This is a genomic window from Winslowiella toletana, from assembly GCF_032164335.1.
Taxonomy (GTDB): Bacteria; Pseudomonadota; Gammaproteobacteria; order Enterobacterales; family Enterobacteriaceae; genus Erwinia; species Erwinia toletana_A.
Window position 1 is genome coordinate 1,088,119 of sequence record NZ_CP134152.1, and the last position, 24,376, is coordinate 1,112,494.

The window sequence follows — 24,376 nt, forward strand, 5'->3', positions numbered from 1 at the left end:
CCCCCATTCCGGTAAACTTGGCGCTGACTCTCTTTCCTCCAAAGGACATCCCTATGTACCAGGATATTATTCGTTCAGAGCTAAATGAAGCCGCCGATACCCTTAATAAATTTCTGAGCGACGATGCCAACATCCATGCCATTCAGCGTGCAGCGGTGCTGCTGGCTGACTCCTTTAAAGCCGGTGGCAAAGTGCTCTCCTGCGGTAACGGCGGTTCACATTGCGATGCAATGCACTTCGCGGAAGAGCTGACCGGCCGTTATCGTGACAACCGTCCGGGCTACCCGGGGATTGCCATTTCTGACGTCAGTCATATCTCCTGCGTCAGCAATGACTTCGGTTATGATCACGTGTTCTCACGTTATATTGAAGCGGTAGGCCGCAGCGGTGATGTGCTGCTGGGTATTTCTACTTCCGGCAACTCTGCGAACGTGATCAAAGCGATTGAAGCGGCACGGGCGCAGGGGATGAAAGTGATCACCCTGACCGGCAAAGACGGCGGTAAAATGGCTGGATCAGCAGACGTGGAGATTCGCGTACCGCATTTCGGCTATGCTGACCGTATTCAGGAAATTCACATTAAAGTGATTCATATCCTGATTCTGTTAATTGAAAAAGAGATGGTCAAGTAAGCCACGCCTTTCCCCCGCCTGCGGGGGAATTTACTGATTTCGAGGTCATCACTATGTGCGAACTGCTCGGGATGAGCGCAAACGTCCCAACGGACATCTGCTTTAGCTTTACCGGCCTGGTGCAACGTGGTGGGGGGACCGGGCCGCATAAAGACGGTTGGGGAATTACCTTTTACGAAGGTAAAGGGTGCCGCACATTTAAAGATCCGCAGCCGAGTTATAATTCGCCGATTGCGCGGCTGGTGCAGGACTATCCAATTAAATCACACTCGGTAGTGGCGCATATTCGTCAGGCTAACCGCGGTGAAGTCTCGTTGGAAAATACCCATCCGTTTACCCGTGAGGTGTGGGGGCGCAACTGGACCTATGCTCATAATGGTCAGTTGAAAGGCTATCGCGGGCTGGAAACCGGTCAGTTCCGTCCGATTGGTGAGACCGACAGTGAGAAGGCATTCTGCTGGCTGCTGCATAAGCTGACCAGCCGTTATCCGCGTACGCCGGGCAACTGGCCGGCGGTATTTCGTTATATTGCTGAACTGGCGGCGGAACTGCGCGAGAAAGGCGTATTTAATATGCTGCTGTCGGATGGGCGTTATCTGATGGCGTTCTGCTCGACCAATCTGTTCTGGATCACCCGTCGTGCGCCGTTTGGCAAAGCCAAATTGCTCGATCAGGATGTGGAAATTGATTTTCAGAAGCAGACCACGCCAAATGACGTGGTCACAGTGATCGCGACACAGCCGCTAACCGGCAATGAAACCTGGAACAAAATTGAACCCGGAGAGTGGGTGCTATTTTGTCTTGGTGAGCGCGAAGAATGATCCAGATGGTGCTGACGGGTCGCTAATTATCGGGCTGCCATTCAGCACATATTTGCCAGAGTTTACGCTGACGTTGGGCGGCTGGCGATGCTCAACAAAATAGGCATATCCCGGCTGCAACTGCTTCCAGAACGCAGCAAAGTATGAGTTGCGATGGCGCTGCATATTACTTTCCGTCATGCGGAATGGATAAATACTGACGCTAATCTCTGACTGACCGTTTCGCAGTGCCGCATTGACGTAAGTAAAGATCTCATCCATATAGGCGTTTGTCATGGCATAGCAGCCGACTGACACGCAATCACCATGAATCATCAGATATTTACCGTCATAGCCCTGCTGACGATCGTACTCATTAGGAAAACCGATATTGATGGCGCGATAAAATCGACTGTCCGGTTTTAACTGGCGCTGGGTAACGGTGTAGAAACCTTCCGGGCTTTTAAAATCGCCCTGACGCTGCTTTGGGCCCAGCCCGCCGGAAAAATTACAGATGCGATAGCTATCCAGCAGGCGATATTCGTTGCCGATTTTTCCGTACAGTTCCAGCATCCGCTCTTCTTTGAAGATTTGCAGATAAACCGGCGTACCGATTAATTGTTTCTTTAACTCTTTGCTTACCGGAGCCAACGGCTGAACAGGTTCAGATACGGTGGCCATGCTGACGGCTGGCATAAAAATCATCGCAAACAGCAGTGCGATTTTGCCCATTCGTTTTCCCTTGAAATAGAGGGTTTGAAGTGCGACGTCTGGCGACGTCTGGTACATGCATTATCGGAAAAATCCGCTTTCGCTGCGCAACATTAACATTGTCTATTTTTTTATCAAGATGCTGACTGAGAATAATCCCGCCAGCTGTGAGACTTATCCCCTTTACGGCGGGTATTTCGGCCAATTGAATGGTTATCTTACCCACTTGAATCCTGTCTTTTTGACTGTATACTTATACAGTAATGCCGGAGGAGGGATATGCGTAAAATCATTCACGTTGATATGGACTGCTTTTTCGCTGCGGTCGAAATGCGCGACAATCCTGCTTTGCGTGATATCCCGATTGCCATTGGCGGTAGCCAGAAACAGCGCGGTGTTATCAGCACGGCCAATTATCCGGCACGTAAATACGGCGTCCACAGCGCCATGTCTACCGCGATGGCGCTGAAACTCTGCCCGCATCTGAAAGTTGTTCCTGGCCGCTTTGACGCTTATAAAGCCGCTTCCAGCCATATTCGTGAAATCTTCTCGCGTTACACTTCATTAATCGAGCCGCTGTCGCTGGATGAGGCGTACCTGGATGTCACCGACAGTGAGCATTGTCACGGCTCTGCCACCTTAATGGCGCGGGAAATTCGGCAGAGTATTGAGCGTGAGCTTAATCTCACCGCTTCGGCCGGTATCGCGCCGATTAAATTCCTTGCCAAAATCGCTTCGGATTTAAATAAGCCCAATGGCCAGTTTGTGATTACTCCGGAACAGATGCCGGCATTTTTACAGACCTTGCCGCTGGTTAAAATTCCCGGCGTGGGGAAAGTGACGGCAAAGAAGCTGGAAGAGCAGGGGCTTTACAGCTGCGCTGATGTGCAAAAAAGCGACCTGGCGATGCTGCTCAAACGTTTTGGTAAATTTGGTCGGGTACTGTGGGAGCGCAGTAACGGGATTGACGATCGCGAAGTGATTACCGAGCGCGAGCGTAAGTCGCTGGGGGTTGAGCGCACCCTATCGGAAGATATTCACAGCTGGGAAGCCTGTCTGAAGATCCTCGATTATCTGTACGAAGAGCTGGAGCGTCGGCTGACGGCGATTAAACCGGATCGACATATTGCGCGGCAGGGCATTAAACTGAAATTCAGTGATTTTCAACTGACCACCCAGGAGCATGTCTGGCCGGTTCTGAATAAAGATGATCTTATCGGTCTGGCAAAAAAAACCTGGGACGAACGCCGCGGTGGACGTGGCGTGCGGCTGGTGGGCGTGCATGTCACTTTACTTGATCCGCAGCTGGAGCGTCAGCTGTTACTGGGGTTGTAAGATTAAAGGCAATCCCTGTCAGTATCCATTTCATAAATAGCAGTGATAGTTTTTGCCAGATTGCCAGAGATCAAGGTCAGAGCCGACAATAGTATTGATACTTAGCAATTCTATTAATTATCAGGATTACTTTATGTAAACCGTTCTCCATTTCATTCAGAAGAGAGAAACCGCAATGAGCAAAAAAGGCCTCACCACCGCTGCAGGCGCACCGGTTGCCGATAATAATAATTCGATGACCGCCGGACGTCGCGGCCCAATGCTGTTACAGGACGTTTGGTTTCTGGAAAAGCTGGCACACTTTGACCGCGAAGTGATTCCTGAGCGTCGTATGCATGCGAAAGGTTCCGGCGCTTATGGCACCTTTACCGTCACTCATGATATTACCCGCTTTACCCGCGCAAAAATTTTCTCTGATATTGGTAAAAAAACCGACCTGTTTATCCGTTTTTCAACCGTTGCGGGTGAACGCGGCGGTGCTGATGCAGAGCGAGATATTCGTGGCTTCTCACTGAAATTCTATACTGAAGAAGGTAACTGGGATCTGGTCGGGAATAATACCCCGGTATTTTATCTGCGCGATCCGCTGAAATTCCCCGATCTGAATCACGTGGTAAAACGCGATCCACGCACCAACTTGCGTAACCCGACGTATAAATGGGATTTCTTCTCTCAACTGCCTGAATCGCTGCATCAGCTGACCATCGACGCCAGCGATCGCGGATTGCCGAGCTCTTATCGTCATGTCCACGGTTTCGGTAGCCACACTTACAGCTTTATCAACGATCGGCAGGAACGCTTCTGGGTTAAATTCCATATGAAATGCCAGCAAGGCATTCAGAACCTGATGGACGATGAAGCCGAGCAGTTAATCGGTAAAGACCGTGAAAGTTCACAACGCGATCTGTATGACGCTATCGAAGCCGGTAATTTCCCGCGCTGGAAGTTTTATATTCAGGTGATGCCGGAAGCCGAAGCTTCGCAAACGCCGTACAATCCTTTTGATCTGACCAAAGTATGGCCGCACGGTGATTATCCGTTGATTGAAGTGGGTGAGTTTGAGCTGAACCGTAATCCGGAAAACTACTTTGCTGAGGTTGAGCAGGTGGCAATGAGTCCGGCAAATGTGGTGCCGGGCATTGGTTTCTCTCCAGACCGCATGTTGCAGGGTCGCCTGTTCTCTTATGGTGATGCGCATCGTTACCGTTTAGGGGTGAATCATCATCAGATTCCGGTCAATGCACCGCGCTGCCCGTTCCATAATTACCATCGTGATGGCGCAATGCGCATTGACGGTAACAGCGGTAATGGCGCCACTTATGAGCCAAACAGCTTTAACGTCTTTCAGGAGCAGCCGGACTTTAGTGAACCACCACTGTCGCTGGAAGGTGCTGCCGATCACTGGAATCATCGCGAAGATGAAGACTACTTCTCGCAGCCACGCGCGTTGTTCAATCTGCTGAGCGATGAGGAGCATCAGCGTATGTTCCAGCGTATCGCGGGTGAACTGAGTCAGGTGCCGGAGTTTATTCAACAACGCCAGATTGCGCTGTTCAGACAGGTCGATGAGGCCTACGGAGCGGGTGTCGAGCAGGCGTTAAGTCAGCTGAAATAATCTACAGGGCGGCGTTTTCGCCGCCCGCAGTTTTCATTACTTCGCAGGGATTACGCGCAGCAGTTCGGTCAGCAGCGTCCAGTACAGGCCAACGCTTTCGATATGCACTTGCTCATCCGGCGAATGCGGACCGGTGATTGTCGGGCCAATAGAAACCATATCCATTTCCGGGTAAGGCTTCTTAAACAGGCCACACTCCAGACCGGCGTGAATCACCTGAATGTTAGGCGTGCGGTTAAACAGCTTCTCATAGGTTTCACGCACCAGCGCCATCACTGGCGAGCTGGCATCAGGCTGCCAGCCCGGATAACCGCCTTTTGGTGCCGTTTTCGCACCGGCCAGTTCACCAAGTGAAGTCAGCATTTCAACCACGTAATCTTTGCCGCTGTCGATCAGCGAGCGAATCAGACAGATGATTTCAGCTTCGTTATCATTGATTGATACCACGCCGAGGTTCAGCGAAGTTTCCACCACGCCTTTCATCACGTCGGAATTGCGGATTACGCCGTTTGGCGTGCTGTTCAGCAGCGCAAGGAAACGGTCACGGCTGCTGTTGGTCAGCGCCTGAGATTCGCTGGCCAGCGGTTCAATCAGCACATTAACATTCTTCTCTTTGGCGCTCAGTTCATTTTGCAGCGTGGCGAGGAAGCCGGTTGCCGCCGCTTTCAGCGCATCGACTTGATCTGCTGCCACTGCCAGTGTGGCAAAGGCTTCACGCGGAATCGCGTTACGCAGCGTGCCGCCGGTGAAGTCGATAAGACGCAGATCCAGCGCTTTCTGAGTAGCCAGAAAACGCGCCAGCAGTTTGTTGGCGTTACCGAGGCCGACATGAATATCGCAACCTGAGTGACCACCTTTCAGACCTTTTACCGTCAGCTTCAGCGTCTCGTAGCCGGCCGGAATAGCTTCACGCTCAACCGGCAGAGTGGTAATGAAATCGATGCCGCCTGCGCAGCCCATATAGATTTCACCTTCCTCTTCGGAATCGGTATTGATCAGGATATCGGCTTGCAGCCAGCCAGCCTGCAGACCAAATGCACCGTCCATGCCGGCTTCTTCAGTCATGGTCAGCAGCACTTCCAGTGGACCATGCTCGACGCTGTCATCGGCCAGCACCGCCAGCGCAGAGGCCATTCCGATGCCGTTATCTGCACCCAGCGTAGTACCGCGCGCTTTCACCCACTCGCCATCAACCCATGGCTGGATCGGATCTTTGGTGAAGTCGTGTACCGTGTCGTTATTTTTCTGCGGCACCATATCCAGGTGCGCCTGTAACGCCACCGGCTTGCGGTTTTCCATTCCCGGCGTGGCCGGTTTACGGATCAGAATATTGCCCACTTTATCGCGGTCAACCCAGAAGCCTTTCTCTTTGGCCCAGGACAGAATATGTTCGGCCAGCGCTTCTTCATGATAAGAGGGATGAGGAATAGAGCAGATTTTGGCAAAAATATCCCACAGCGGCTGTGGTGATAGTTGAGACAGTTCAGACACGATAAGTCTCCTGTTTCGGCAACCGGTTAACCGGTGCGTCGCAAAGTTTCCAGTAAAAGATCGCCGTCAGCGAATCTGACGTGATATGCCAGAGAATACCACCGTTTACCGGGGCTTGCGTAATCAGGCGCGGCAAAAAGCTCCAACCAGCTGCACAGGTGCTGGTTTTTAGTGCTCCAGATCCTTATAATCTCGCGCAACCTTTTCCCACTGCATACTTTTTAAGCCAAGATAGTTGGCCGGGATTCCTTTTATGAGCGAAAAATACGTCGTTACCTGGGACATGTTACAGATCCATGCCCGTAAACTGGCTCAGCGCCTGCTTCCTGTGGAACAATGGAAAGGCATCATCGCGGTCAGCCGCGGCGGTCTGGTTCCTGCATCCCTGTTAGCCCGTGAACTGAACATCCGTTACGTTGATACCGTATGTATCTCCAGCTATGACCACGATAATCAGCGCGAAATGAAAGTGCTGAAACGCGCAGAAGGCGATGGCGAAGGCTTTATCGTGATTGACGACCTGGTCGATACCGGCGGCACCGCGCAGGCAATCCGTGATATGTATCCAAAAGCGCGCTTTGTTACCATCTTCGCTAAACCAGCCGGTCGTCCGCTGGTTGACGATTATGTGGTCGACATTCCGCAAGATACCTGGATCGAGCAGCCGTGGGATATGGGCGTGATGTACATCCCGCCAATCGTTAAAGGTTAATCCTCTGCTTTAATGATCCACATTAAAACAACGCCCGGTTTTACCGGGCGTTGTTGTTTATGCCTGTCGCGTGTTGACTGTCACCAGGCTAAACTGGACTTCCGTCACGCCGTGCAGGAAGGAAAGTGTCACCATGACTTCGAAAAATCTCAGTGAAGAACTGTTCAAGCCGCGCTTTAAGCATCCTGAAACCTCCTCGCTGGTGAAACGCCGTCATCACCCTACATCAGATGTGCATTCGACGCTGGATGGTGAAAGCCATGCTGGCTGGTATCGCATGATTAACCGCCTGATGTGGGCATGGCGCGGTTTGCCGTTACAGGAGATCAGTGAAGTGCTGGCGCGCATTGCCGTCAGTGATGTGGAGCATACCAACGAGAGGCATCTCGATACGGTGATTGGTTATCGCGGCGGCAACTGGATTTACGAGTGGTCAAAGCAGGCGGCGATGTGGCAGCAAAAAGCGATTGAGGCCGAAGATGACGCCGAAGCAGGTGAGTGCTGGTTGCATGCTGCCAACCTGTACAGCATTGCCGCCTATCCACATATTAAAGGCGATGAGCTGGCCGAACAGGCGCAAATCATGGCTAACCGCGCTTATGAAGAGGCGACGCCGCGGCTGGCGGGCGAGCTGAAAGAGCTGGAATTTGCTATTCCTGGCGCCAGTGCGGTTACCGGATTTTTGCATATGCCGAAGCAGATCCCTGCCCCGTATCCGACGGTGATTATGTGTGGCGGCCTCGATACCTTACAAACTGATTATTATCGGTTTTTCCATGACTATCTTGCCCCGCGCGGCATCGCGATGCTGACGCTGGATATGCCGTCGGTTGGCTTTTCGGCAAAATGTAAGCTGACGCATGACACCAGTTTCCTGCATCAGCACGTGCTGCGTGGCCTGGAAAATGTTCCCTGGGTCGATCATACCCGGGTGGCGGTTTTTGGTTATCGCTTTGGTGCCAATGTGGCGGTACGGTTAGCCTATCTTGAATCGTCGCGACTGCGCGCGGTGGCTTGTCTTGGTCCGGTGGTGCACAGTCTGCTGACCGATGCGCAGCGTCAGGATGCGGTGCCGGATATGTACATGGATATGCTCGCCAGTCGTCTTGGTATGGGTAACGCCGGTGACTCTTCGTTGCGCACTGAACTGAGCCGCTACTCGTTAAAAACTCAGGGGCTGCTGGGGCATCGCACGCCGACGCCGATGCTGTCCGGCTATTGGGAAAACGATCCGTTTAGCCCGGTCGAGGACTCACGCTTGATTGTCAGTTCTTCCGCTGATGGAAAACTGCTGCCGATCACTTTCTCTCCGGTTATGAAGAACTTCGACGCGGCGCTGCAACAAATTTGTGACTGGCTGGCCAGGCATTTAGAGAAGTGAGTTGCTATTATTCAACAGTTTGCTAAAACTGTCGCTTCACCAATGGAGGTTTAAACCATGACGTTACCGAGTGGACACCCGAAAAGCCGACTAATGAAACGTTTTGCTGCTCTGGGTCCGTATATCCGCGAGAATAAATGCGATAACGATCGCTTTTTCTTCGACTGTCTGGCAGTTTGCGTCAATGTTAAACCCGCACCTGAAGAGCGTGAGTTCTGGGGCTGGTGGATGGAGTTAGAAGCGCAATCCGATCGCTTTACCTATGAATACCATTTTGGCCTGTTCGATAAAGAAGGTAACTGGAAGCCGACGGCAATCAAAGGTAAAGAGAACAATCAGAAACTGGAAGAGACGCTGCGCAACTTCCATGAACGTCTGAAAGAGCTCTTGGCGGGCATGGAGCTGGGATTAGTTCCGGCGGAGCATTTCAACGATCAGCCGGTAAAACTGACCGCCTGATTTCGCCATTTGACTGACGATTAAAGCTGAATAAATAAGAAAGGCCGTTCACAGCGTGAGCGGCCTTTTTTTTGCTGCGGATTAATCAGAACTGATAAGTCATACCGACAGCAACAATGTCGTCGGTGTTTTGCGCCAGCTTATTGTCTTTATCCATCAGGTTGATTTTGTAATCAACAAACAGCGACATATTTTTGTTGAGGTAGTAGGTCGCGCCAACGTCAGCAAACTTATAAATATCTGCATCACCGATACCATTTTCGATATCTTTCGCCTTGGTCTGCACATAAGCCAGCGACGGACGTAAACCAAAATCAAACTGATATTGCGCGACTAACTCGATATTCTGCAGTTTATTGGCATAGCCGCTGACGCGCACATCGCTGCCGGCAATCTGTGCAGTACCGCTAATCGGTGACATATTACGCGTTTCCGCCCAGGTCGCCGCAAGATAGACACCGTTATTGTCATACTTCAGGCCGGTGGCCCATGCTTCAGCTTTATCACCGGTGCCATAGGCCGCTGCTTTCTGCGCCTGGGTGCGGTTGGAGGAGGAGAGCGCGCCGTTCAGCGTCAGGCCATCCAGCAACTGATAGCCGAGTGATGCTGACATACCGTCGCCGTTAGAACTGGAGGCTGCGCGGCTGCTGCTCTCATTTTTGCCCTGATACTGTAGGGCGAATTTCAGCCCGTCGACCAGCCCAAAGAAGTTGTTATTGCGGTAAGTTGCCACGCCGTTAGTTCGGCTGAGCATATAGTTGTCGGCGCGGGTGTAACCGGTGGCGCCGAATTCTGGCATCATATCGGTAAAGGCTTCGACGTCGTAAATCAGGCCGTAGTTGCGACCGTAGTCAAAAGAGCCGTAGTCACCAAACTTCAGGCCGGCGAAACCAAGACGGGTTTTGGTTCCGGCAGTGCCCTCGCTTTCGGCATTGCTGGCCGGCATATGGTATTCCCACTGGCCGTAACCCGTCATCAGGTCGTTAATCTGCGTCTGGCCTTTAAAGCCGATACGCACGTATGACTTATCTCCGTCATTGCTCGCGGTATCGCTCATATAATGCATGGCTTTCACTTTGCCGTAGAAGTCGAGTTTATTGCCGTCTTTATTATAAACTTCCGCCGCCTGTGCTGTGGTCGTCAGGGCCAGTGCTGCTGTGAGAATTGCCAAAGCGCTGTTCTTCATTTAATCAACATCCCGAATAGGTAAAATAAATTTTTTGCCGCGTAGGCTCTTGTAAACGCAGGAACGTTTTACCTGTAAGCGGTGAAAGTTTTATGACGTTTTTGCTGGTTTCTTGTTAATGGCGAATTTATGGTCCAGGGCTTCAGCGCGCTAAATTGTGCTTTTCCACCGCTGGCTGTTGGCATCACGCGTTACACCTGTTAAAACGTTTCTTTGCACTCTTTTTATAGCAATGGCAGGAAATGATGAGCGGCAGCCAGACCCTGGTGGTAAAACTGGGTACCAGCGTCCTGACCGGCGGTTCACGCCGACTGAATCGGGCACATATTGTTGAGTTGGTTCGCCAATGCGCACAGCAGCATGCAGCGGGCCATCGTATTGTAATCGTTACGTCTGGCGCGATGGCCGCCGGGCGTGAACACCTCGGCTATCCTGAACTGCCGCCGACGATTGCCTCCAAGCAGTTACTGGCGGCGGTAGGGCAGAGCCGGTTGATTCAGCTGTGGGAACAGCTGTTCTCGATTTATGGCATTCATATCGGGCAGATGCTGCTGACGCGTGCCGACCTTGAAGATCGCGAGCGCTTTCTCAATGCGCGCGATACCCTGCGTGCGCTGCTGGATAACCATATCGTTCCGGTTATCAATGAAAACGATGCGGTCGCTACCGCTGAAATTAAAGTTGGCGATAACGACAATTTGTCGGCGCTGGCGGCAATGCTGGGCGGAGCCGATAAACTGCTGCTGTTAACTGACCAGCCAGGACTGTTCACCGCCGATCCGCGCAATAATCCACAGGCTGAACTGATTAGCGATGTGCACGGCATTGATGATGCGCTGCGCACCATCGCCGGTGACAGCGTATCCGGGCTGGGTACCGGAGGCATGGCGACAAAATTACAGGCCGCCGATGTGGCTTGTCGCGCCGGTATTGATGTGATTATTGCCGCTGGCAGCCGTCCGGGAGTGATTGGCGATGTGATTGCCGGCAAGCCGGTCGGTACCCGGTTCCACGCGCTGGAAACTCCGCTGGAAAACCGTAAACGCTGGATCTTTGGTGCGCCACCGGCCGGTGAAATCGTGATTGATGACGGTGCGCTGTCGGCGATGCTGGAGCGCGGCAGTTCGCTGCTGCCGAAAGGCATTCGCCAGGTCGACGGCAACTTTTCACGTGGTGAAGTGATCCGCATCCGTAACTTGCAGGGTCGCGATGTGGCCCACGGCGTCTCGCGCTATAACAGCGACGCGATGCGCATGATTGCCGGACATCACAGCCAGCAGATCAGTGAAATTCTCGGTTACGAATACGGTCCGGTTGCTGTGCACCGTGACGATATGATTGTCAGTTAAGGAGTTTTCGATGCTTGAAGCAATGGGTAAAGCCGCGAAAGCCGCCTCTTACCAACTTTCGGTATTATCCACCGTGCAGAAAAATCAGGTACTGCTGACTATCGCCGATAGCCTTGAGGCGCAGAGTGCTGAAATTCTGGCGGCGAATGAACTGGACCTCGCCGATGCGCGGCAGAATGGCATGAGCGAGGCGCTGCTGGATCGCCTGATGCTCAATGCGCCACGATTGAAAGGAATTGCTGATGATGTGCGTCAGGTATGCAATCTGGCCGATCCGGTCGGCGAACTGATCGATGGCGGCCAGCTGGACAGCGGCCTGCGCATTGAACGCCGTCGCGTGTCGCTGGGTGTGGTTGGGGTGATCTATGAAGCGCGTCCTAACGTTACTGTCGATGTGGCGTCACTGTGCCTGAAAACCGGTAACGCGGTGATTTTGCGCGGCGGTAAAGAGACTTATCGAACCAACGCCGCCACGGTGCGGGTAATCCAGCGCGCGCTGCAACAGCATGGCTTACCGGCGGGTGCGGTACAGGCAATTGAAAGCCCGGATCGCGAACTGGTTAATCAACTGCTGAAACTCGATCGCTATGTCGACATGTTAATCCCACGCGGCGGAGCCGGGCTGCATAAACTGTGTCGCGAACAGTCGACTATTCCGGTGATTACCGGCGGCATCGGCGTCTGCCATATCTTTGTCGATCAATCGATTGAGCGGGATGCGGCGATGAAAGTGATCGTTAACGCCAAGAAACAGCGCCCGAGCGCCTGTAACTCGGTGGAAACGCTGCTTATTGACCAGACGATTGCGGCTGATTTTCTGCCAGCACTCAGCCGCCGGATGGCGGAAGAGGGCATCAAACTGCACGCCGACGAAAAATCCATTGCCACTTTGCAGGCTGGCCCGGCAGAGGTGGTGGCGGTAAAAGATGCCGACTACAACGACGAGTGGCTGTCGCTGGATCTTAACGTCAAAGTTGTCGCAGATATGGATGAGGCTATTGCGCATATCCGTGAACATGGCACCCAGCACTCTGACGCGATTCTGACTCGCAGCATCCAGAACGCCGATCGCTTCGTAAAACAGGTCGATTCATCGGCGGTGTATGTGAATGCCAGCACCCGGTTCACCGACGGCGGCCAGTTTGGTTTAGGCGCGGAAGTGGCGGTCAGCACGCAGAAACTGCATGCGCGTGGCCCGATGGGGCTGGAAGCACTGACTACCTACAAATGGATTGCTTACGGCGACGATACGATTCGCGGATAATTTTCAGCGCTGGCAGGGAAAAACGAATGACGCTAAGCCAATGGTTACCTTTTGCTGCTATCGCCCTTGGCCTGGTGCTGACGCCCGGGCCAAATATGATTTATCTGCTGTCGCGCTCTATTTGTCAGGGGCGTAAGGCTGGGCTGGCGGTAAGAATGGTGATGGATGTAAGGAGATAGTGGATTAATACGGGTTTTAATCAATCATCCTGAGTCGCCTACGACTCACTAAAACCCGCTTTGTTTTACTTATCGACTACCAGGCAAGCTGCTTACCGGCATAATCGATAAAATGATGGCCGCCTTTACCGCGCCAGCTATCCAGCTGATCGGCTATGCCATTGACACTTTCACTGATGGTCAGAGTGGCTTCGGCTCCGCCCATATCCGTCTGTACCCATCCCGGATGCACGCACAGCAGCGTCTGACCTTGCTGTTCGGTACTCTTACTCAGCTCGCGTGACAGCATATTCAGCGCGCCTTTACTGGCGGAGTAGAGCGGATAAGTGGCGGACGGATTTTCATTCAGGCTGGCAAGCTGCGAAGACATCAGAGCCAGAATCCCGCTATCCGGCGCTAACAGCGGCAGCAGTTCTGCAGCGCAGCGCAGTGGAGAAAAGGTATTGGTGACAAACAGGGAAAAAAGCGCTTCATCACTGGTCTGGAGTAAGTTCTGATGATCCGGACCGAATACGCCAGCATTAATAAAAATGACCTCAAACTGGCTATCGCCCAGCGTCTGCTTAACGCTACTGAGCTGAGCTGCATCGTTGATATCCAGCGTCAGCCAGTTGATGGCGGCGTGACATTCAGGAATGCTGTTACGGGTTGTAGCGCTGACCTGCCAGCCGCGTTCAGCCAGCGTGTTCGCCAGGCCTAACCCGATACCACGTGAAGCGCCGATAATCAGAGCATGTTTTGTGTGTGCCATGCAGACTCCAGTTGATTAATGGGATGGGTAATCAGTAAGCATAGAGCTTATTTTACTCATGTGATAAACCGATTGAGCTGTAGGGCTGGCTGGTGGCATCAGGATTTTGCGGTGAGGTTAGTAAAAGTCAGCAGAGCAGGGCGAGAATCTTAATGGCATGAAGATATAAATTGAATCAGGCATTCACAATGCGAGTATCGTAGGTTATATCGTGATTAACGGACCCAACTAAGGGCCCGTTTTTTTTACAGTAAATTAATCACCCGAACAATTTACTCCACCGGATGATTTTTCCCTTCTTCAATAAACTCATCACCTATCTCTTCCGCGTTCTCGGCATTATCGCGGCCTGACAGTAGGTTCCAGCAGGCAATAAACAGCGCTGCAATGAGTGGGCCGATAACAAAGCCGTTAATGCCATATACTTCCATACCGCCAAGGGTGGCAATCAGAATCATATAGTCCGGCATTTTGGTATCTTTGCCGACCAGCAGCGGACGCAAGATATTATCCACCAGGCCGATAACCACCACGAAGAACAGTACGATAAATATACCCTGCCACAGCATATCGGTGGCGAAGAAGTAGATGGCTGCCGGTACCCAAATAATCGCTGAACCCACTGCCGGGATCAGTGACAGGAATGCCATCAGCGCGCCCCACAATACGCTGCCGTCAATGCCGGTAATCCAGAAGGCAATCCCGCCGAGCGCACCCTGTACCACCGCGACTATCACCGTTCCTTTAACCGTTGCCCGCGAGACGGCGGCAAACTTCATAAACAGATGATGCTTCACGTGGGTAGAAAGCGGCAGCGCCTCAAGAATCAGGCGTACCAGGTACGAACCGTCCTTCAGCAGGAAGAACAGCAGGTACAGCATAATGCCGAAGCCAATAGTAAAACTGAAAGTACTCTTACCAATCAGGAACACACTGCCGGCAAGATATTGTCCGCCTTTCAGCGCCACGTCGGAAAGTTTCTGCTGAATGTCAGCGGCATTATCAAGGTTATTCTCGGCAAGGAAGTTCCTGGCCCAGCCTGGCAGATGCTGCAACAGCTCGGCGAGCACCGCCGGAAATTGCGTATTATTACCCTGTAGTTTGTTGTAAACCGTATTAATTTCAAACGCCAGTGAAGAGGCAATGATTGCCAATGGCGTGAAAACAATCAGGCAAATTACCAGTAAGGTGACAAATGCCGCCAGTCCGTTTTTATCCCCCAGTTTCTGGCGGATTTTTGATTTTAATGGATGGAAAATCACTGCCAGGATGGCTGCCCATAAAATAGCGGAGTAATAAGGTGCAAGCACATCGAAGAAGGCGATGGTGACAATAAACAATATAAGGATAAAGAAACCTTTAGTTAATCCTTTGAATCTCATGGGTGTTCCTCGTAAAAAATCACCAACGAACTATAGAGCCTCTTTGTCACTTTGCAATGTGACAGTGAAAAAAGCGCTAATGAAGCTGAAGAGAGAATAAACCAATGTGAGGTGCAGATCGCCAGCCAACAGAAAGTTGTTGTTAGCCTCGATACCTCTGTTTCGGGTTATAGTTAGCCAATCTATTAGTTAAGGCTTTGAACTTATGACACAAGTCACCAGCGGTAACCTGGTTTTTCATCGACTTTTGGCACTGGTGCTGACCGGTATCATCGCCGGACTGGGCGCGATGCTGCTGGCATTATTACTTCATGCTATCCAGCATCTGGCTTTTGGCTACAGCATGGATGAGGTGGTGGGCACCGAGTCCTTTTTGCAAGGGGTAACGGATGCCAGTGCGCAACGGCGTTTTGCGGTAATTGTCGGGGCCGGATTGGTTGCCGGATGTGGCTGGTGGCTGCTGGCGCGCTTCGGAAAGCCGCGGGTTTCAATCAGCGCGGTGGTGAAGGATCCGGGTAAGACGATGCCTTTTTTCACCACGTTAATTCATGCGCTGCTGCAAATTATTACCGTAGCGCTCGGTTCTCCTTTAGGGCGGGAGGTTGCGCCGCGTGAAGTCGGTGCGCTGACCGCCGGAGTGGTAGCACGCCGTCTGGGATTATCGCTGGAAGATTCCCGCATTCTGCTGGCCTGTGGTGCCGGAGCCGGACTGGCGGCGGTCTATAATGTGCCGCTGGCCGGAGCGGTATTTACTCTCGAAGTATTACTGGTCTCGTTCCGCTGGGAAAGCGCGCTGGCCGCAATGCTTACCTCGGCGATTGCGGCCTGGGTAGCGACTTTTGGTCTGGGTAATGAATCGCAATATCACTTTGCTGCCGGTGAGGTTACTCACTCTCTGGTGTGGTGGGCGCTGATTGCCGGGCCAATTCTTGGCGCTGCGGCGTGGGTTTTTCGTAAGCTGACTACCGGTGTGCGGCGTCAGGTGAAAACCAACTGGCAAATGCCGGTTTACAGCCTGCTGGCCTTTACGCTGTTGGCTGGGCTAAGTTTGTTCTTTCCGCAACTGCCGGGTAATGGCAAAGGGCCGATGCAGTTGGCGCTAAATGGTAGCCTTGATCTCTGGCTGGCGGCGATTCTGCTGGTGCTGAAGCTGGTGGTTATTTTGGCGGTACTGCGCGCCGGGGCTGAGGGCGGATTACTGACGCCCGGGCTGACCGTTGGCGCCTTGCTCAGTATTTTGCTGTTTACCGCGTGGCAAACCGTGATGCCGGGCGGAGACGGCAGCAGCTACGCTCTGGTGGGCGGCGCTTCATTTCTTGCCGCATCAATGCAAATGCCGTTTACCGCAGTGGTGCTGATCATGGAGTTTACCCATATGGACCACGATTATTTTGTTCCGGTGATGTTATGCGTGTGCGGATCTTACTTTACCTGTAAGGCGCTGGAGATTAATGGAACCAACGGCTAAGAAAGATTTTTACCGATAACCAACCGATTTATCTTTTATCCCAACAATGCGTGCCGCTGTTTGGTTTTATATTTGAGCCGCGGCGCGCCTGGGGCGTTTCAGTGCAGGCCGTTACGCCAGAAAATCAGCTGAATAATGTTGCTGGTCATATCTGTACGGTTTCCAGCCGTTATCCGCTAATATCTTTCGATTACAGGAGCGGAAAACGTCCCGCTCCTGAAAGCTGGATACTCAGGAAATATCTTTTAGCCGTTGGGTAGAGCTGGCGATCATCGCCAGCGCCGCCTGCTCGGCAGCCTGAGGATTCTGATGGCGAATCGCGTCATACAGGATTTTATGTTCCTGAAGCGTTTTCGGCATATTTGCGGCATCACCCATCCAGGTTCGCTCAAACACCACGCGCTGTAGCGAGCGAATCGCCACATTTAGCTGCTGTAAAACCGGGTTGTGAGCAGCGTGCAGCACGGCATCGTGATAACGGATATCGGCCTCGTTAAACGCCTGACGATCCTGATTATTCGCCACCATATCATTCAGCGCAGTTTCAATCAGCGTCAGGTCACTGGAGGTTGCGCGTTCGGCGGCCCAGCGAGCAATCGCTGGCTCAACCAGGTTACGGACCTCGCTCATGGCGGCAATCAGCTGCGGATCGTATTGATTATCCAGCACCCATTGCAGCACTTCAGTATCAAGGAAATTCCACTGGCTACGCGGCGCAACAAAAGCACCACGATAGCGCTTAATCTCCACCAGCCGCTTTTCCGTCAGTGAGCGAAACACTTCACGAATGATATTGCGCGAGGTGGCAAACTCTTCACAGAGTTCAGCTTCGGTTGGCAGCGAGGTGCCCGGCACATATTTGCCGCTGACAATCTGGCTGCCGAGAGTGGTAATAATTCGGTCGGTTTTAGCGATGGCCATACGCTCTCCCTGGCAAAATATCTGACAGCGTACTTTACCGTGATTGCCAGATTTTTCCTCAACTTTGTACTACAAACTTAGTGGAGTTGGCGCTATAGCGAGGGATAAGCTGATTAATTTCGCCCCGGATGAGGCGAAATTAATCGGATTTAACGATTATTGATGACGACGACGCCAGAGTAACCACATCAGCAGAATTACTACCACTACTGCACCAGCAATCATGCCGCCTCGTGCCATTAACAGCAGCGGTGAGGTCGCACCGCCCTGGCGGAGTTCTGCAACCCGCTCAGCGCTTATCTGCACGTTGCGGTGAGCAATATCGCTCATCAGATAGTTGGTGACGTCAGCAATCTGGCTATCGTTAAGCTCATGCCGGAAGCCGATCATGCCCTGTCGGTGCTCAGGCCAGACGCCATCCAGTATCGCCATTGCCACGTTATCCGCGTTGGGTTTATCCAGCACCGGATTGCCTGCCAGCGCCGGTAAACCGTTCAGTCCGGTACCCGATAAGTTATGGCAGGAGGCGCAGTTGTTACGGTAAATACTTTCACCGCGACTCAGCTTCGACAATGCTTGTGGTGTGTCATCGCCGCGAACCGGTGTTAATCCCTCCGGTGAGGGCGCAGTGCCGTGCTGCTTATCATCAGGTAAAAGATAAGCGGCCATCGCATTAATATCTTCTGGCGTCATCCGCGAGAAGCTCTTGTCGATAGCCTCCAGCATCGGGCCGCCCGCCGTAGCACCATTGCTGGTGTGGCCGGTCATCAGGTATTCCGCCAGCATCTGACGGCTCCAGTTACCTATGCCATGTTGGCTGTCTGGCGTGATATTTGGCGCATACCAGGTACCGAGTGATGCGCCGGATAACGCCTGATCCTGCTTCTCCGCCATCAAAAAGTTACGCGGTGTGTGGCAGGTGCTGCAGTGCGCCAGACCGTTTACCAGATAAGCACCGCGGTTCCACTCTGCGGAATGTGCGCTGTCTGGCGTAAACGGTTTCTCATTCAGGAACAGCAAATTCCACGCCGCCATCGAGAAGCGCAGGTTAAACGGGAAGGGCAGCGCCGTGGCTTGCGGATGCGTATCGACTGCCTTTACGCCATGCATAAAATAGGCATAAAGCGCGGAGACATCTTCATCGGTCAGCGTGGCGTAAGCGGTGTAAGGCATTGCCGGGTACAGCTGACTGCCATCGCCGCGTACCCCTTTACGCAGCGCGTCGGCGAATTGCTGCTCGGTATAGTTGCCGATCCCGGCGCTAAGCGATGGCGTGATATTGGTGCTGTAAATGGTGCCCAGCGGGCTGACAATCGGATGCCCGCCGCTGAACGCCGCTTTGCCTTCGTCGCTGTGGCATGCGCCACAGTCACCGGCAATTGCCAGGTATTCCCCACGTTTAATTAATTCACTCTGATCTGCGCTGGCAACCGCGATACTGCTGTTCATCGCCAGCAACACGGCTGCCAACGGCAGCACTTTTCTCCACCGCTTACCCATGTTGAGTCTCCTCAAGCACTTTATCGGCGGTTCTTAACGCCAGTGCCATCGCCGTCAGTGTTACGTTACAGGTTCCCACCGTTGGCATTACGCCGGTGCCGACCATAAACAGGTTCTGATGATCGTGGGCGCGGCCCCACTGGTCGGTGACGCTGTTGGCTGGATCGAGGCCCATCGACAGCGTGCCGGTGATATGCTGACGGTTTGAGAACGCACCGCTTTTGCTGTGTTTGATATTGGTCGCGCCCAGTTTTGCCGCAATCTGGTCGTAACACTGGCGCGTGACTTCGGTGCCTTTCAACACGTAGTCATCCATACTCCAGTAAAGCGCGGGCGTTGGCAGACCAAGCGCATCTTTTTTGTCGCTAAGCGTGACGCGGTTATTGCGGTCCGGCAGCTGCTCAAGGGCATTCTTGATGCTCAGGCGGCGAGCGGCACGAAAGCGAATCTGCTCTTCAAGATTCTTACCGTAGTAGCCTTCGGCCAGCAGCTCTTTGGTGACGGCAGCCACCTGCGAGGCGTTAGAGATATCAATACGGAACGGTGCATGTTCTGAGCGGAAATCACCGTCGCGGAACTGCCCGATGGAACTTGGGCTGACCGGGCCACGGCCAGGCCAGATCGGTTCATCTACGTCGAAGGTAATGCCAATCGCCGGATGATCGCACAGGTTGCGGCCAACATTATCTCTGGCGTTGGCAATGCCGGTCGGGAATTTCTCGCTGGTGGATATCAGCAGTAATTTCGGCGTCTCAATGGCGTTTGCCGACAGAACAAATGTCTGGCCGGTGACGCGATGACTGACTTTTTCCCAGTCATAGTAATGGACGGCAGTAATCTTGCCCTGACTGTCATGTTCCAGTTTATACACCACCGCTTCGGTCACTATCTTCACTCCGGACGCTTCTGCCTGACTGGCGGCGATACCGCCATGGTATTGCGCGTCAATCGGACACAGCGGCATGCAGTTGTTATTGCCGCAGCAGGCCGGACGACCATCGTAGCTGTGGCTGTTGCGTCCGGTGCAGTCATCCAGCACTTTAAAATCCGGTGCCAGACGTTCGGTAACGCGCTGTTGCAGCCAGGAAGCAGGAACGCGCTCCATCGGAAACGGTTTGGCGCGTGGCGAACCGGTATCCATTGAGCCGCCAACACCGGCAATCACTTCGGCCTGATAGTAATAGTCTTCCAGGTCGTCATAGCTGATTGGCCAGTCTTTACCAATGCCGTAGACGCTGTGTTGACGAAAGTCGTTGGGCAGATAGCGCCAGAGCTGCGCCGCCCAGTGCCAGCTGGTACCGCCAAACATACGAATATACTGCGCCTGGAAAGCGTGTGGTCCGGTCTGTTCCAGATAATGGTTGGGTTCTGGCGTAAAGCGCGGTTGCGGTGCCAGTTCCGAGTACGGATAGGGTGACATAAAGTCGGACTTAAACGCCGACTCACGAAAGCGCTCAACCAGTTCAGCACGCCCGACTTTCGGGCCGGATTCCAGCAGCAATACCGATTTACCAGCTTTGGCCAGGCGGGTGGCTAGCAGGGAGCCACAAACACCGGCACCAATCACCACGACGTCGGCAGAATTATTTTTATCCATCAATGACATTACTCTAAATAATTGATTTTAAGGTTTTTGCTGCCAGCTACCGCAAGGCCCGTAAGAGAAGCTCGGCGGCACCAGTTTGTCGGCGACCAGCTGGTTAGCCAGGGTGTTGACGTAAGTGATATAAATTGCCTGCTTACCTTTACCCACCACACCGCTGTACCAGCCTGCGAGGATGGTCTTTGCCAGTTTCTCCTCGCTGGTATTGCTTTCCGGGAAGCTCAGCAGCGGCTGTTCCAGCAGCTCGGGTTGCTGCGCCAGCAGCTGTTTTAACTGCCCCAGTTCCTGAGAAATATTCGGCTGTATCAGTTGCAGCGCATTAAACAGTGCCAGGCCGACGGCTTCATTCAGTGAGGTCTGCATTGTCAGCTGACGGGATATTTGCAACAGATCGGCCAGCCCTTGCGTGTGACGTGTTGGCATTGCGGCATTCAGCTTCGGCAGCGGCAGGATTTGCCCCGCCACGCCGGTCAGTGCTACAACTCCGGCCAGCTTAAGAACGCGTCTGCGTGTGTATTGTTTCATCGTATTATTTTTCTCATAAAATCGCCGCCCGAAGGCGACGTCTCTGGTGGCGAACAGGATAATCCAGCAATCGCGTATCAGGCGGTTTTACGCTTGCGGCGATACCACAGCACAATCATCACGGCGACTATCACCAGCGCACCTGCGCCGACGCCAATCTGCGCCAGCATCACCAGCGGTGACGTCGGGCCTCCCTGACGAATGACCGCCACCTGTTGAGTCGTTACCGTCTGTGCAGCATCGCCATACATTCGAAGTATAAAGTTGGACAGCGCTGCTACCTGATTGTCGTTCAGATGATTAAGAGCATTCGGCTGATCGCCAAACGGTGGCATAAACACATCGCCTTCTGCTGTGTTGCGCTCGACCCCAAATAAAATAGTGGCGATCAGATTCGACGGGTTAGATTCGGCGGTTGCCGAGTTATGGAACAGGCTGGGATAAAAACCGTCGGCAGTCCCCTGGCCGTTGATGCCGTGGCAGGAGGCACAGTTACCCGAATAGAGTCGGGCGCCTTCGTCATCGACTGGCGCGCTAAACGGCTTGCCACGGAAAGTCGCCAGCGCGTTCCCCGGATGACCCTGTTCAAAGCGCGACTGACCGGTTGTTGCGGTCGGATTGCCCGGCACGCTCTGAATGTATTCAGCGATATCATTCAGATCCTGACGGGTAAGATGCTGGAAGCTGTGGGTGATAGCTTCTGCCATACTGCCCGCCGCCTGCGCTTTGCCTACCAGCCGGCCGGTGCGCAGGTAGGTGACCAGCTCTTCCCGCGACCACTGACCAATTCCACTTAGCGGATTGGCGGTGATATCGGGCGCATACCAGGGGCCGACCTGGGCACCGGTTAGCGCCTGATCCTGCTTCTCCTGCATTAAGAAGCCGCGTGGGGTATGGCAGGTACTACAGTGGGCTGCCCCTTCTGCCAGATAGCGACCGCGATTCCAGCTGGCCGACTGCGAAGTATCGGCAGTGTAACCGGCAGGTTTCAGAAACAGCGCGTTCCAGAACTTCATCGAAAAGCGGATATTCAGCGGGAACGGCAACTGAGTGGTCGCGGTAGCTTTATCCACCGCCTGCACGCCTGACATAAAGTAAGCGTACAGCGCGTGGATATCGTCATCGGTCAGCGTGGCATAAGCGGTGTAAGGCATTGCCGGATAGAGATTGGCACCGTCTGCACGGATCCCTTTACGCAGCGCAGCGGAGAATTGCTGCTCGCTGTAGTGACCAATACCGTCTGTGGCTGACGGCGTAATATTGGTAGCAATAATCTCGCCCACTGGCGAAGCAATCACTTTGCCACCGGCAAATGGCTGTGCGGATGAGGCGGTATGGCAGGCGGTGCAGTCGGCGGCCACCGCCAGATATTCGCCTTTTTTAATCAGCGTCAGATCGCTTTCAGCCGATGCAGCGCTGCTGAACAGCGTTATGCCCAGTAACATCAGCAGGGAATATTTCATGATGCTTTCTCCTGGAGCTGCTGGAGAATGGCATCGGATGCTTTAAAGGCGAGGGCAACCATCGTCAGGGTGCTGTTGCCACAAGCGGTACTTGGCATCGCGCCGCCGCCGGGCAGGAACAGGTTGGCATGGTCGTGGGCGCGACAGTCGGCGTCAACCACCGAATGAGCCGCATCGTTACCCATAATGGTGCCGCCCATAATGTGTTTACTCTGATTAAACTGGGTGGAGAACTTCACCTCTGTGGCCCCCATCGCCTCAGCAATTTTGCGTGCGATAGGCAGCGAATACTGCTCTGCGGAGCGGCGCACGTAATCGCCGACATCATAGTGAATCGCGGGCTTAGGCAGTCCCAACCAGTCCTTCTCGTCTGAGAGCGTCAGGCGGTTATTAGGATCCGGCAGAATTTCATGCGCCATAACAATATCGGCGGTGCAGGCGGTCATCCGGCGGATCTCTTCATCCAGTGCCTGACCGACCAGCCCTTTTTTCAGCGCGCCAAAGGTGACAAAACGGTTACGTGCGAAGTTGTTAAAACGGAAATAGGCACCGGCGTGCTGTGCACGGAAATCTCCCTGCGAGGTTTCCATAATTCCGCTATTAACCACCGGGCCAACACCGGCCCAGAACGGCTCCTGCAGCGTCACCGTCATGGTAATCTGCGGGTGATCCATCATATTACGGCCAACCTGATCGGAACTGTTTGCCAGGCCATTTGGATTGCGCTCATCGGCTGACATCAGCAGCAGTTTTGGCGTTTCCAGGCCGTTACAGGCGAGGATAAACAGCTTGCCGCCCACGCGATACGTCTGCTTGTGCTGGTCATAATAATGTACCGCGGCAACCTGATTACGGCTGTCAGTTTCGACGCGCCATACCACGGCGTTATCGATAATCACTGCCCCTTTAGACTCAAGGCGCGACAGTGCCGTGGCGGCATCATACTTGGCCCCGACCGGACATACCGGCACACAGTTATTATTGGCGCAGCAGGCCGGGCGCTCATCATAAGAAATGCCGCTGTTGCGCGCCTGAGCGCAGGGAATATTGTGATAACCGAGGGTTTTTACCACCTCGGTAAAACGGCTTTCGCCTGGACCAAACGGCAACGCTTTCATTGGATAGGGTTTGGAACGCAGTGGCGGCCACTGCAACGCGGGTTCATCCGGGCCGCAAATACCCAGCTTATATTCGGCGCGCACGTAGTAGGGTTCCAGCGTCTGATAATCAAACGGCCAGTCGCGGCCAACGCCATAGCGGGTGTGTAACTGCATATCATCTGGCGTCAGTCGCCAGCAGGTTCCGGCCCAGTGCCAGGTCGAGCCGCCCGCGTAGCGAACATAGCTTTGTGCATAGGAGTCGCTGCCGCTTAACTGCAGATAGCCTTTACCGGCACCTGCGGGTTCCGGGTGTGGTGCCCACTTGCGCGACGGGTAACATTCAATGGGGTTACCTTTTGCCGCCATGGGAAGATTACGATAGTTTTCAACGATCTCTGCGCGAGAAACCCGTGGACCGGCTTCCAGCATTAGTACGGAAATACCGGCATCAAGAAGCTGTTCGGCGATCACCACGCCAACGACGCCGGTTCCAACGATTACCACGGTGGATTCAGAAGGAGTTGCCATAAAAATCTGCTTTTATCAGGG

Annotated in this window: 22 protein-coding genes and 1 pseudogene; 12 read left to right on the plus strand and 11 right to left on the minus strand. The window is 53.4% G+C overall.

Annotated features, from left to right (window positions below; translation table 11 throughout):
• The first annotated feature begins 53 nt into the window (after positions 1 to 53).
• Positions 54 to 632, plus strand: coding sequence for a D-sedoheptulose 7-phosphate isomerase (lpcA, locus tag RIN69_RS04985; protein ID WP_313855968.1), 579 nt, complete (start codon positions 54 to 56; stop codon positions 630 to 632).
• Between the two features lie 53 nt (positions 633 to 685).
• Positions 686 to 1,453 carry a class II glutamine amidotransferase gene (locus RIN69_RS04990; RefSeq protein WP_313855969.1) on the plus strand — a complete coding sequence of 256 codons (768 nt, stop codon included), beginning with the start codon at positions 686 to 688 and terminating at the stop codon, positions 1,451 to 1,453.
• Here the strand turns inward: RIN69_RS04990 and dpaA are convergent.
• On the minus strand, positions 1,424 to 2,164 hold the full coding sequence (dpaA, locus tag RIN69_RS04995) for a peptidoglycan meso-diaminopimelic acid protein amidase (RefSeq protein WP_313855971.1): 741 nt from the start codon (positions 2,162 to 2,164) through the stop codon (positions 1,424 to 1,426). The genes RIN69_RS04990 and dpaA overlap by 30 nt on opposite strands.
• Before the next feature lie 258 nt (positions 2,165 to 2,422).
• Here dpaA and dinB point away from each other — a divergent pair, with 258 nt between their 5' ends.
• Both dinB and RIN69_RS05005 read left to right on the plus strand, forming a co-directional pair.
• Positions 2,423 to 3,478 carry a DNA polymerase IV gene (gene dinB, locus RIN69_RS05000; RefSeq protein ID WP_313855972.1) on the plus strand — a complete coding sequence of 352 codons (1,056 nt, stop codon included), beginning with the start codon at positions 2,423 to 2,425 and terminating at the stop codon, positions 3,476 to 3,478.
• Between the two features lie 175 nt (positions 3,479 to 3,653).
• Entirely contained in the window at positions 3,654 to 5,093 is a 1,440-nt protein-coding gene (locus RIN69_RS05005) for a catalase (RefSeq protein ID WP_313855974.1), read from the plus strand.
• A gap of 36 nt (positions 5,094 to 5,129) precedes the next feature.
• On the opposite strand, the gene pepD is transcribed toward RIN69_RS05005, so the two are convergent.
• A complete protein-coding gene (gene pepD, locus RIN69_RS05010) occupies positions 5,130 to 6,584 on the minus strand; it encodes a beta-Ala-His dipeptidase (RefSeq protein WP_313855978.1) in 1,455 nt (484 codons plus the stop codon).
• Between the two features lie 253 nt (positions 6,585 to 6,837).
• Between pepD and gpt the strand changes: the two genes are divergently transcribed.
• From gpt to crl, 3 genes are all read left to right on the plus strand, one after another.
• A complete protein-coding gene (gene gpt / locus RIN69_RS05015) occupies positions 6,838 to 7,296 on the plus strand; it encodes a xanthine phosphoribosyltransferase (protein ID WP_313855979.1) in 459 nt (152 codons plus the stop codon).
• Between the two features lie 133 nt (positions 7,297 to 7,429).
• Complete coding sequence (gene frsA, locus RIN69_RS05020) at positions 7,430 to 8,677, plus strand: esterase FrsA (RefSeq protein WP_313855980.1); 1,248 nt, start codon at positions 7,430 to 7,432, stop codon at positions 8,675 to 8,677.
• A gap of 57 nt (positions 8,678 to 8,734) precedes the next feature.
• On the plus strand, positions 8,735 to 9,136 hold the full coding sequence (gene crl, locus RIN69_RS05025; protein ID WP_313855981.1) for a sigma factor-binding protein Crl: 402 nt from the start codon (positions 8,735 to 8,737) through the stop codon (positions 9,134 to 9,136).
• 85 nt (positions 9,137 to 9,221) lie between these two features.
• Here crl and RIN69_RS05030 read toward each other — a convergent pair whose 3' ends face one another.
• Positions 9,222 to 10,322: a porin gene (locus tag RIN69_RS05030; protein ID WP_313855982.1), complete on the minus strand. Its 1,101-nt coding sequence runs from the start codon at positions 10,320 to 10,322 to the stop codon at positions 9,222 to 9,224.
• 245 nt (positions 10,323 to 10,567) lie between these two features.
• Here RIN69_RS05030 and proB point away from each other — a divergent pair, with 245 nt between their 5' ends.
• The 3 genes and pseudogenes from proB to RIN69_RS05045 all read left to right on the plus strand — a co-directional run.
• A complete protein-coding gene (proB, locus tag RIN69_RS05035) occupies positions 10,568 to 11,671 on the plus strand; it encodes a glutamate 5-kinase (protein WP_313857605.1) in 1,104 nt (367 codons plus the stop codon).
• Positions 11,672 to 11,681: 10 nt separating this feature from the next.
• On the plus strand, positions 11,682 to 12,935 hold the full coding sequence (gene proA, locus RIN69_RS05040) for a glutamate-5-semialdehyde dehydrogenase (protein WP_313855983.1): 1,254 nt from the start codon (positions 11,682 to 11,684) through the stop codon (positions 12,933 to 12,935).
• A gap of 26 nt (positions 12,936 to 12,961) precedes the next feature.
• Positions 12,962 to 13,081 (plus strand): annotated as a pseudogene (locus RIN69_RS05045) (LysE family translocator); the annotation flags it as partial.
• A 109-nt stretch (positions 13,082 to 13,190) separates the two neighbouring features.
• Here the strand turns inward: RIN69_RS05045 and RIN69_RS05050 are convergent.
• Both RIN69_RS05050 and RIN69_RS05055 read right to left on the minus strand, forming a co-directional pair.
• The gene (locus tag RIN69_RS05050) at positions 13,191 to 13,865 is read right to left on the minus strand and encodes an SDR family oxidoreductase (protein ID WP_313855985.1); all 675 of its coding nucleotides are present in this window, start codon (positions 13,863 to 13,865) and stop codon (positions 13,191 to 13,193) included.
• Between the two features lie 272 nt (positions 13,866 to 14,137).
• Positions 14,138 to 15,247 (minus strand): AI-2E family transporter, encoded by a 1,110-nt coding sequence (locus RIN69_RS05055; RefSeq protein ID WP_313855986.1) that lies wholly within the window; start codon positions 15,245 to 15,247, stop codon positions 14,138 to 14,140.
• Between the two features lie 205 nt (positions 15,248 to 15,452).
• On the opposite strand from RIN69_RS05055, the gene RIN69_RS05060 reads away from it, so the two are divergent.
• Both RIN69_RS05060 and RIN69_RS23005 read left to right on the plus strand, forming a co-directional pair.
• Complete coding sequence (locus RIN69_RS05060) at positions 15,453 to 16,715, plus strand: chloride channel protein (protein WP_313855988.1); 1,263 nt, start codon at positions 15,453 to 15,455, stop codon at positions 16,713 to 16,715.
• Positions 16,716 to 16,765: 50 nt separating this feature from the next.
• Positions 16,766 to 16,975 carry a hypothetical protein gene (locus RIN69_RS23005; protein ID WP_449361561.1) on the plus strand — a complete coding sequence of 70 codons (210 nt, stop codon included), beginning with the start codon at positions 16,766 to 16,768 and terminating at the stop codon, positions 16,973 to 16,975.
• On the opposite strand, the gene RIN69_RS05065 is transcribed toward RIN69_RS23005, so the two are convergent.
• The 6 genes from RIN69_RS05065 to RIN69_RS05090 all read right to left on the minus strand — a co-directional run bounded on the left by RIN69_RS05065 (position 16,947) and on the right by RIN69_RS05090 (position 24,355).
• Positions 16,947 to 17,636: a FadR/GntR family transcriptional regulator gene (locus RIN69_RS05065; protein WP_313855989.1), complete on the minus strand. Its 690-nt coding sequence runs from the start codon at positions 17,634 to 17,636 to the stop codon at positions 16,947 to 16,949. The two genes, RIN69_RS23005 and RIN69_RS05065, sit on opposite strands and share 29 nt — an antisense overlap.
• Positions 17,637 to 17,792: 156 nt before the next feature.
• On the minus strand, positions 17,793 to 19,136 hold the full coding sequence (locus RIN69_RS05070) for a cytochrome c (RefSeq protein ID WP_313855990.1): 1,344 nt from the start codon (positions 19,134 to 19,136) through the stop codon (positions 17,793 to 17,795).
• Entirely contained in the window at positions 19,129 to 20,733 is a 1,605-nt protein-coding gene (locus tag RIN69_RS05075; protein WP_313855992.1) for a GMC family oxidoreductase, read from the minus strand. The genes RIN69_RS05070 and RIN69_RS05075 overlap by 8 nt, the downstream gene beginning before the upstream one ends.
• A 27-nt stretch (positions 20,734 to 20,760) precedes the next feature.
• Positions 20,761 to 21,264 (minus strand): sugar dehydrogenase complex small subunit, encoded by a 504-nt coding sequence (locus tag RIN69_RS05080; protein ID WP_313855993.1) that lies wholly within the window; start codon positions 21,262 to 21,264, stop codon positions 20,761 to 20,763.
• A 77-nt stretch (positions 21,265 to 21,341) separates the two neighbouring features.
• Positions 21,342 to 22,727 (minus strand): cytochrome c, encoded by a 1,386-nt coding sequence (locus RIN69_RS05085; protein WP_313855995.1) that lies wholly within the window; start codon positions 22,725 to 22,727, stop codon positions 21,342 to 21,344.
• Positions 22,724 to 24,355, minus strand: a complete 1,632-nt coding sequence (locus RIN69_RS05090) for a GMC family oxidoreductase (RefSeq protein WP_313855996.1) — start codon at positions 24,353 to 24,355, stop codon at positions 22,724 to 22,726. Before RIN69_RS05090 ends, RIN69_RS05085 begins: the two co-directional genes overlap by 4 nt.
• Positions 24,356 to 24,376 lie beyond the last annotated feature (21 nt).

Bases quoted from the DNA above. Each gene is read 5' to 3' on its own strand.
- lpcA (WP_313855968.1), top strand. From the start codon at position 54: ATGTACCAGGATATTATTCGTTCAGAGCTAAATGAAGCCGCCGATACC.
- RIN69_RS04990 (WP_313855969.1), top strand. From the start codon at position 686: ATGTGCGAACTGCTCGGGATGAGCGCAAACGTCCCAACGGACATCTGC.
- dpaA (WP_313855971.1), bottom strand. From the start codon at position 2,164: ATGGGCAAAATCGCACTGCTGTTTGCGATGATTTTTATGCCAGCCGTC.
- dinB (WP_313855972.1), top strand. From the start codon at position 2,423: ATGCGTAAAATCATTCACGTTGATATGGACTGCTTTTTCGCTGCGGTC.
- RIN69_RS05005 (WP_313855974.1), top strand. From the start codon at position 3,654: ATGAGCAAAAAAGGCCTCACCACCGCTGCAGGCGCACCGGTTGCCGAT.
- gpt (WP_313855979.1), top strand. From the start codon at position 6,838: ATGAGCGAAAAATACGTCGTTACCTGGGACATGTTACAGATCCATGCC.
- frsA (WP_313855980.1), top strand. From the start codon at position 7,430: ATGACTTCGAAAAATCTCAGTGAAGAACTGTTCAAGCCGCGCTTTAAG.
- crl (WP_313855981.1), top strand. From the start codon at position 8,735: ATGACGTTACCGAGTGGACACCCGAAAAGCCGACTAATGAAACGTTTT.
- RIN69_RS05030 (WP_313855982.1), bottom strand. From the start codon at position 10,322: ATGAAGAACAGCGCTTTGGCAATTCTCACAGCAGCACTGGCCCTGACG.
- proB (WP_313857605.1), top strand. From the start codon at position 10,568: ATGAGCGGCAGCCAGACCCTGGTGGTAAAACTGGGTACCAGCGTCCTG.
- proA (WP_313855983.1), top strand. From the start codon at position 11,682: ATGCTTGAAGCAATGGGTAAAGCCGCGAAAGCCGCCTCTTACCAACTT.
- RIN69_RS05050 (WP_313855985.1), bottom strand. From the start codon at position 13,865: ATGGCACACACAAAACATGCTCTGATTATCGGCGCTTCACGTGGTATC.
- RIN69_RS05055 (WP_313855986.1), bottom strand. From the start codon at position 15,247: ATGAGATTCAAAGGATTAACTAAAGGTTTCTTTATCCTTATATTGTTT.
- RIN69_RS05060 (WP_313855988.1), top strand. From the start codon at position 15,453: ATGACACAAGTCACCAGCGGTAACCTGGTTTTTCATCGACTTTTGGCA.
- RIN69_RS05065 (WP_313855989.1), bottom strand. From the start codon at position 17,636: ATGGCCATCGCTAAAACCGACCGAATTATTACCACTCTCGGCAGCCAG.
- RIN69_RS05070 (WP_313855990.1), bottom strand. From the start codon at position 19,136: ATGGGTAAGCGGTGGAGAAAAGTGCTGCCGTTGGCAGCCGTGTTGCTG.
- RIN69_RS05075 (WP_313855992.1), bottom strand. From the start codon at position 20,733: ATGGATAAAAATAATTCTGCCGACGTCGTGGTGATTGGTGCCGGTGTT.
- RIN69_RS05080 (WP_313855993.1), bottom strand. From the start codon at position 21,264: ATGAAACAATACACACGCAGACGCGTTCTTAAGCTGGCCGGAGTTGTA.
- RIN69_RS05085 (WP_313855995.1), bottom strand. From the start codon at position 22,727: ATGAAATATTCCCTGCTGATGTTACTGGGCATAACGCTGTTCAGCAGC.
- RIN69_RS05090 (WP_313855996.1), bottom strand. From the start codon at position 24,355: ATGGCAACTCCTTCTGAATCCACCGTGGTAATCGTTGGAACCGGCGTC.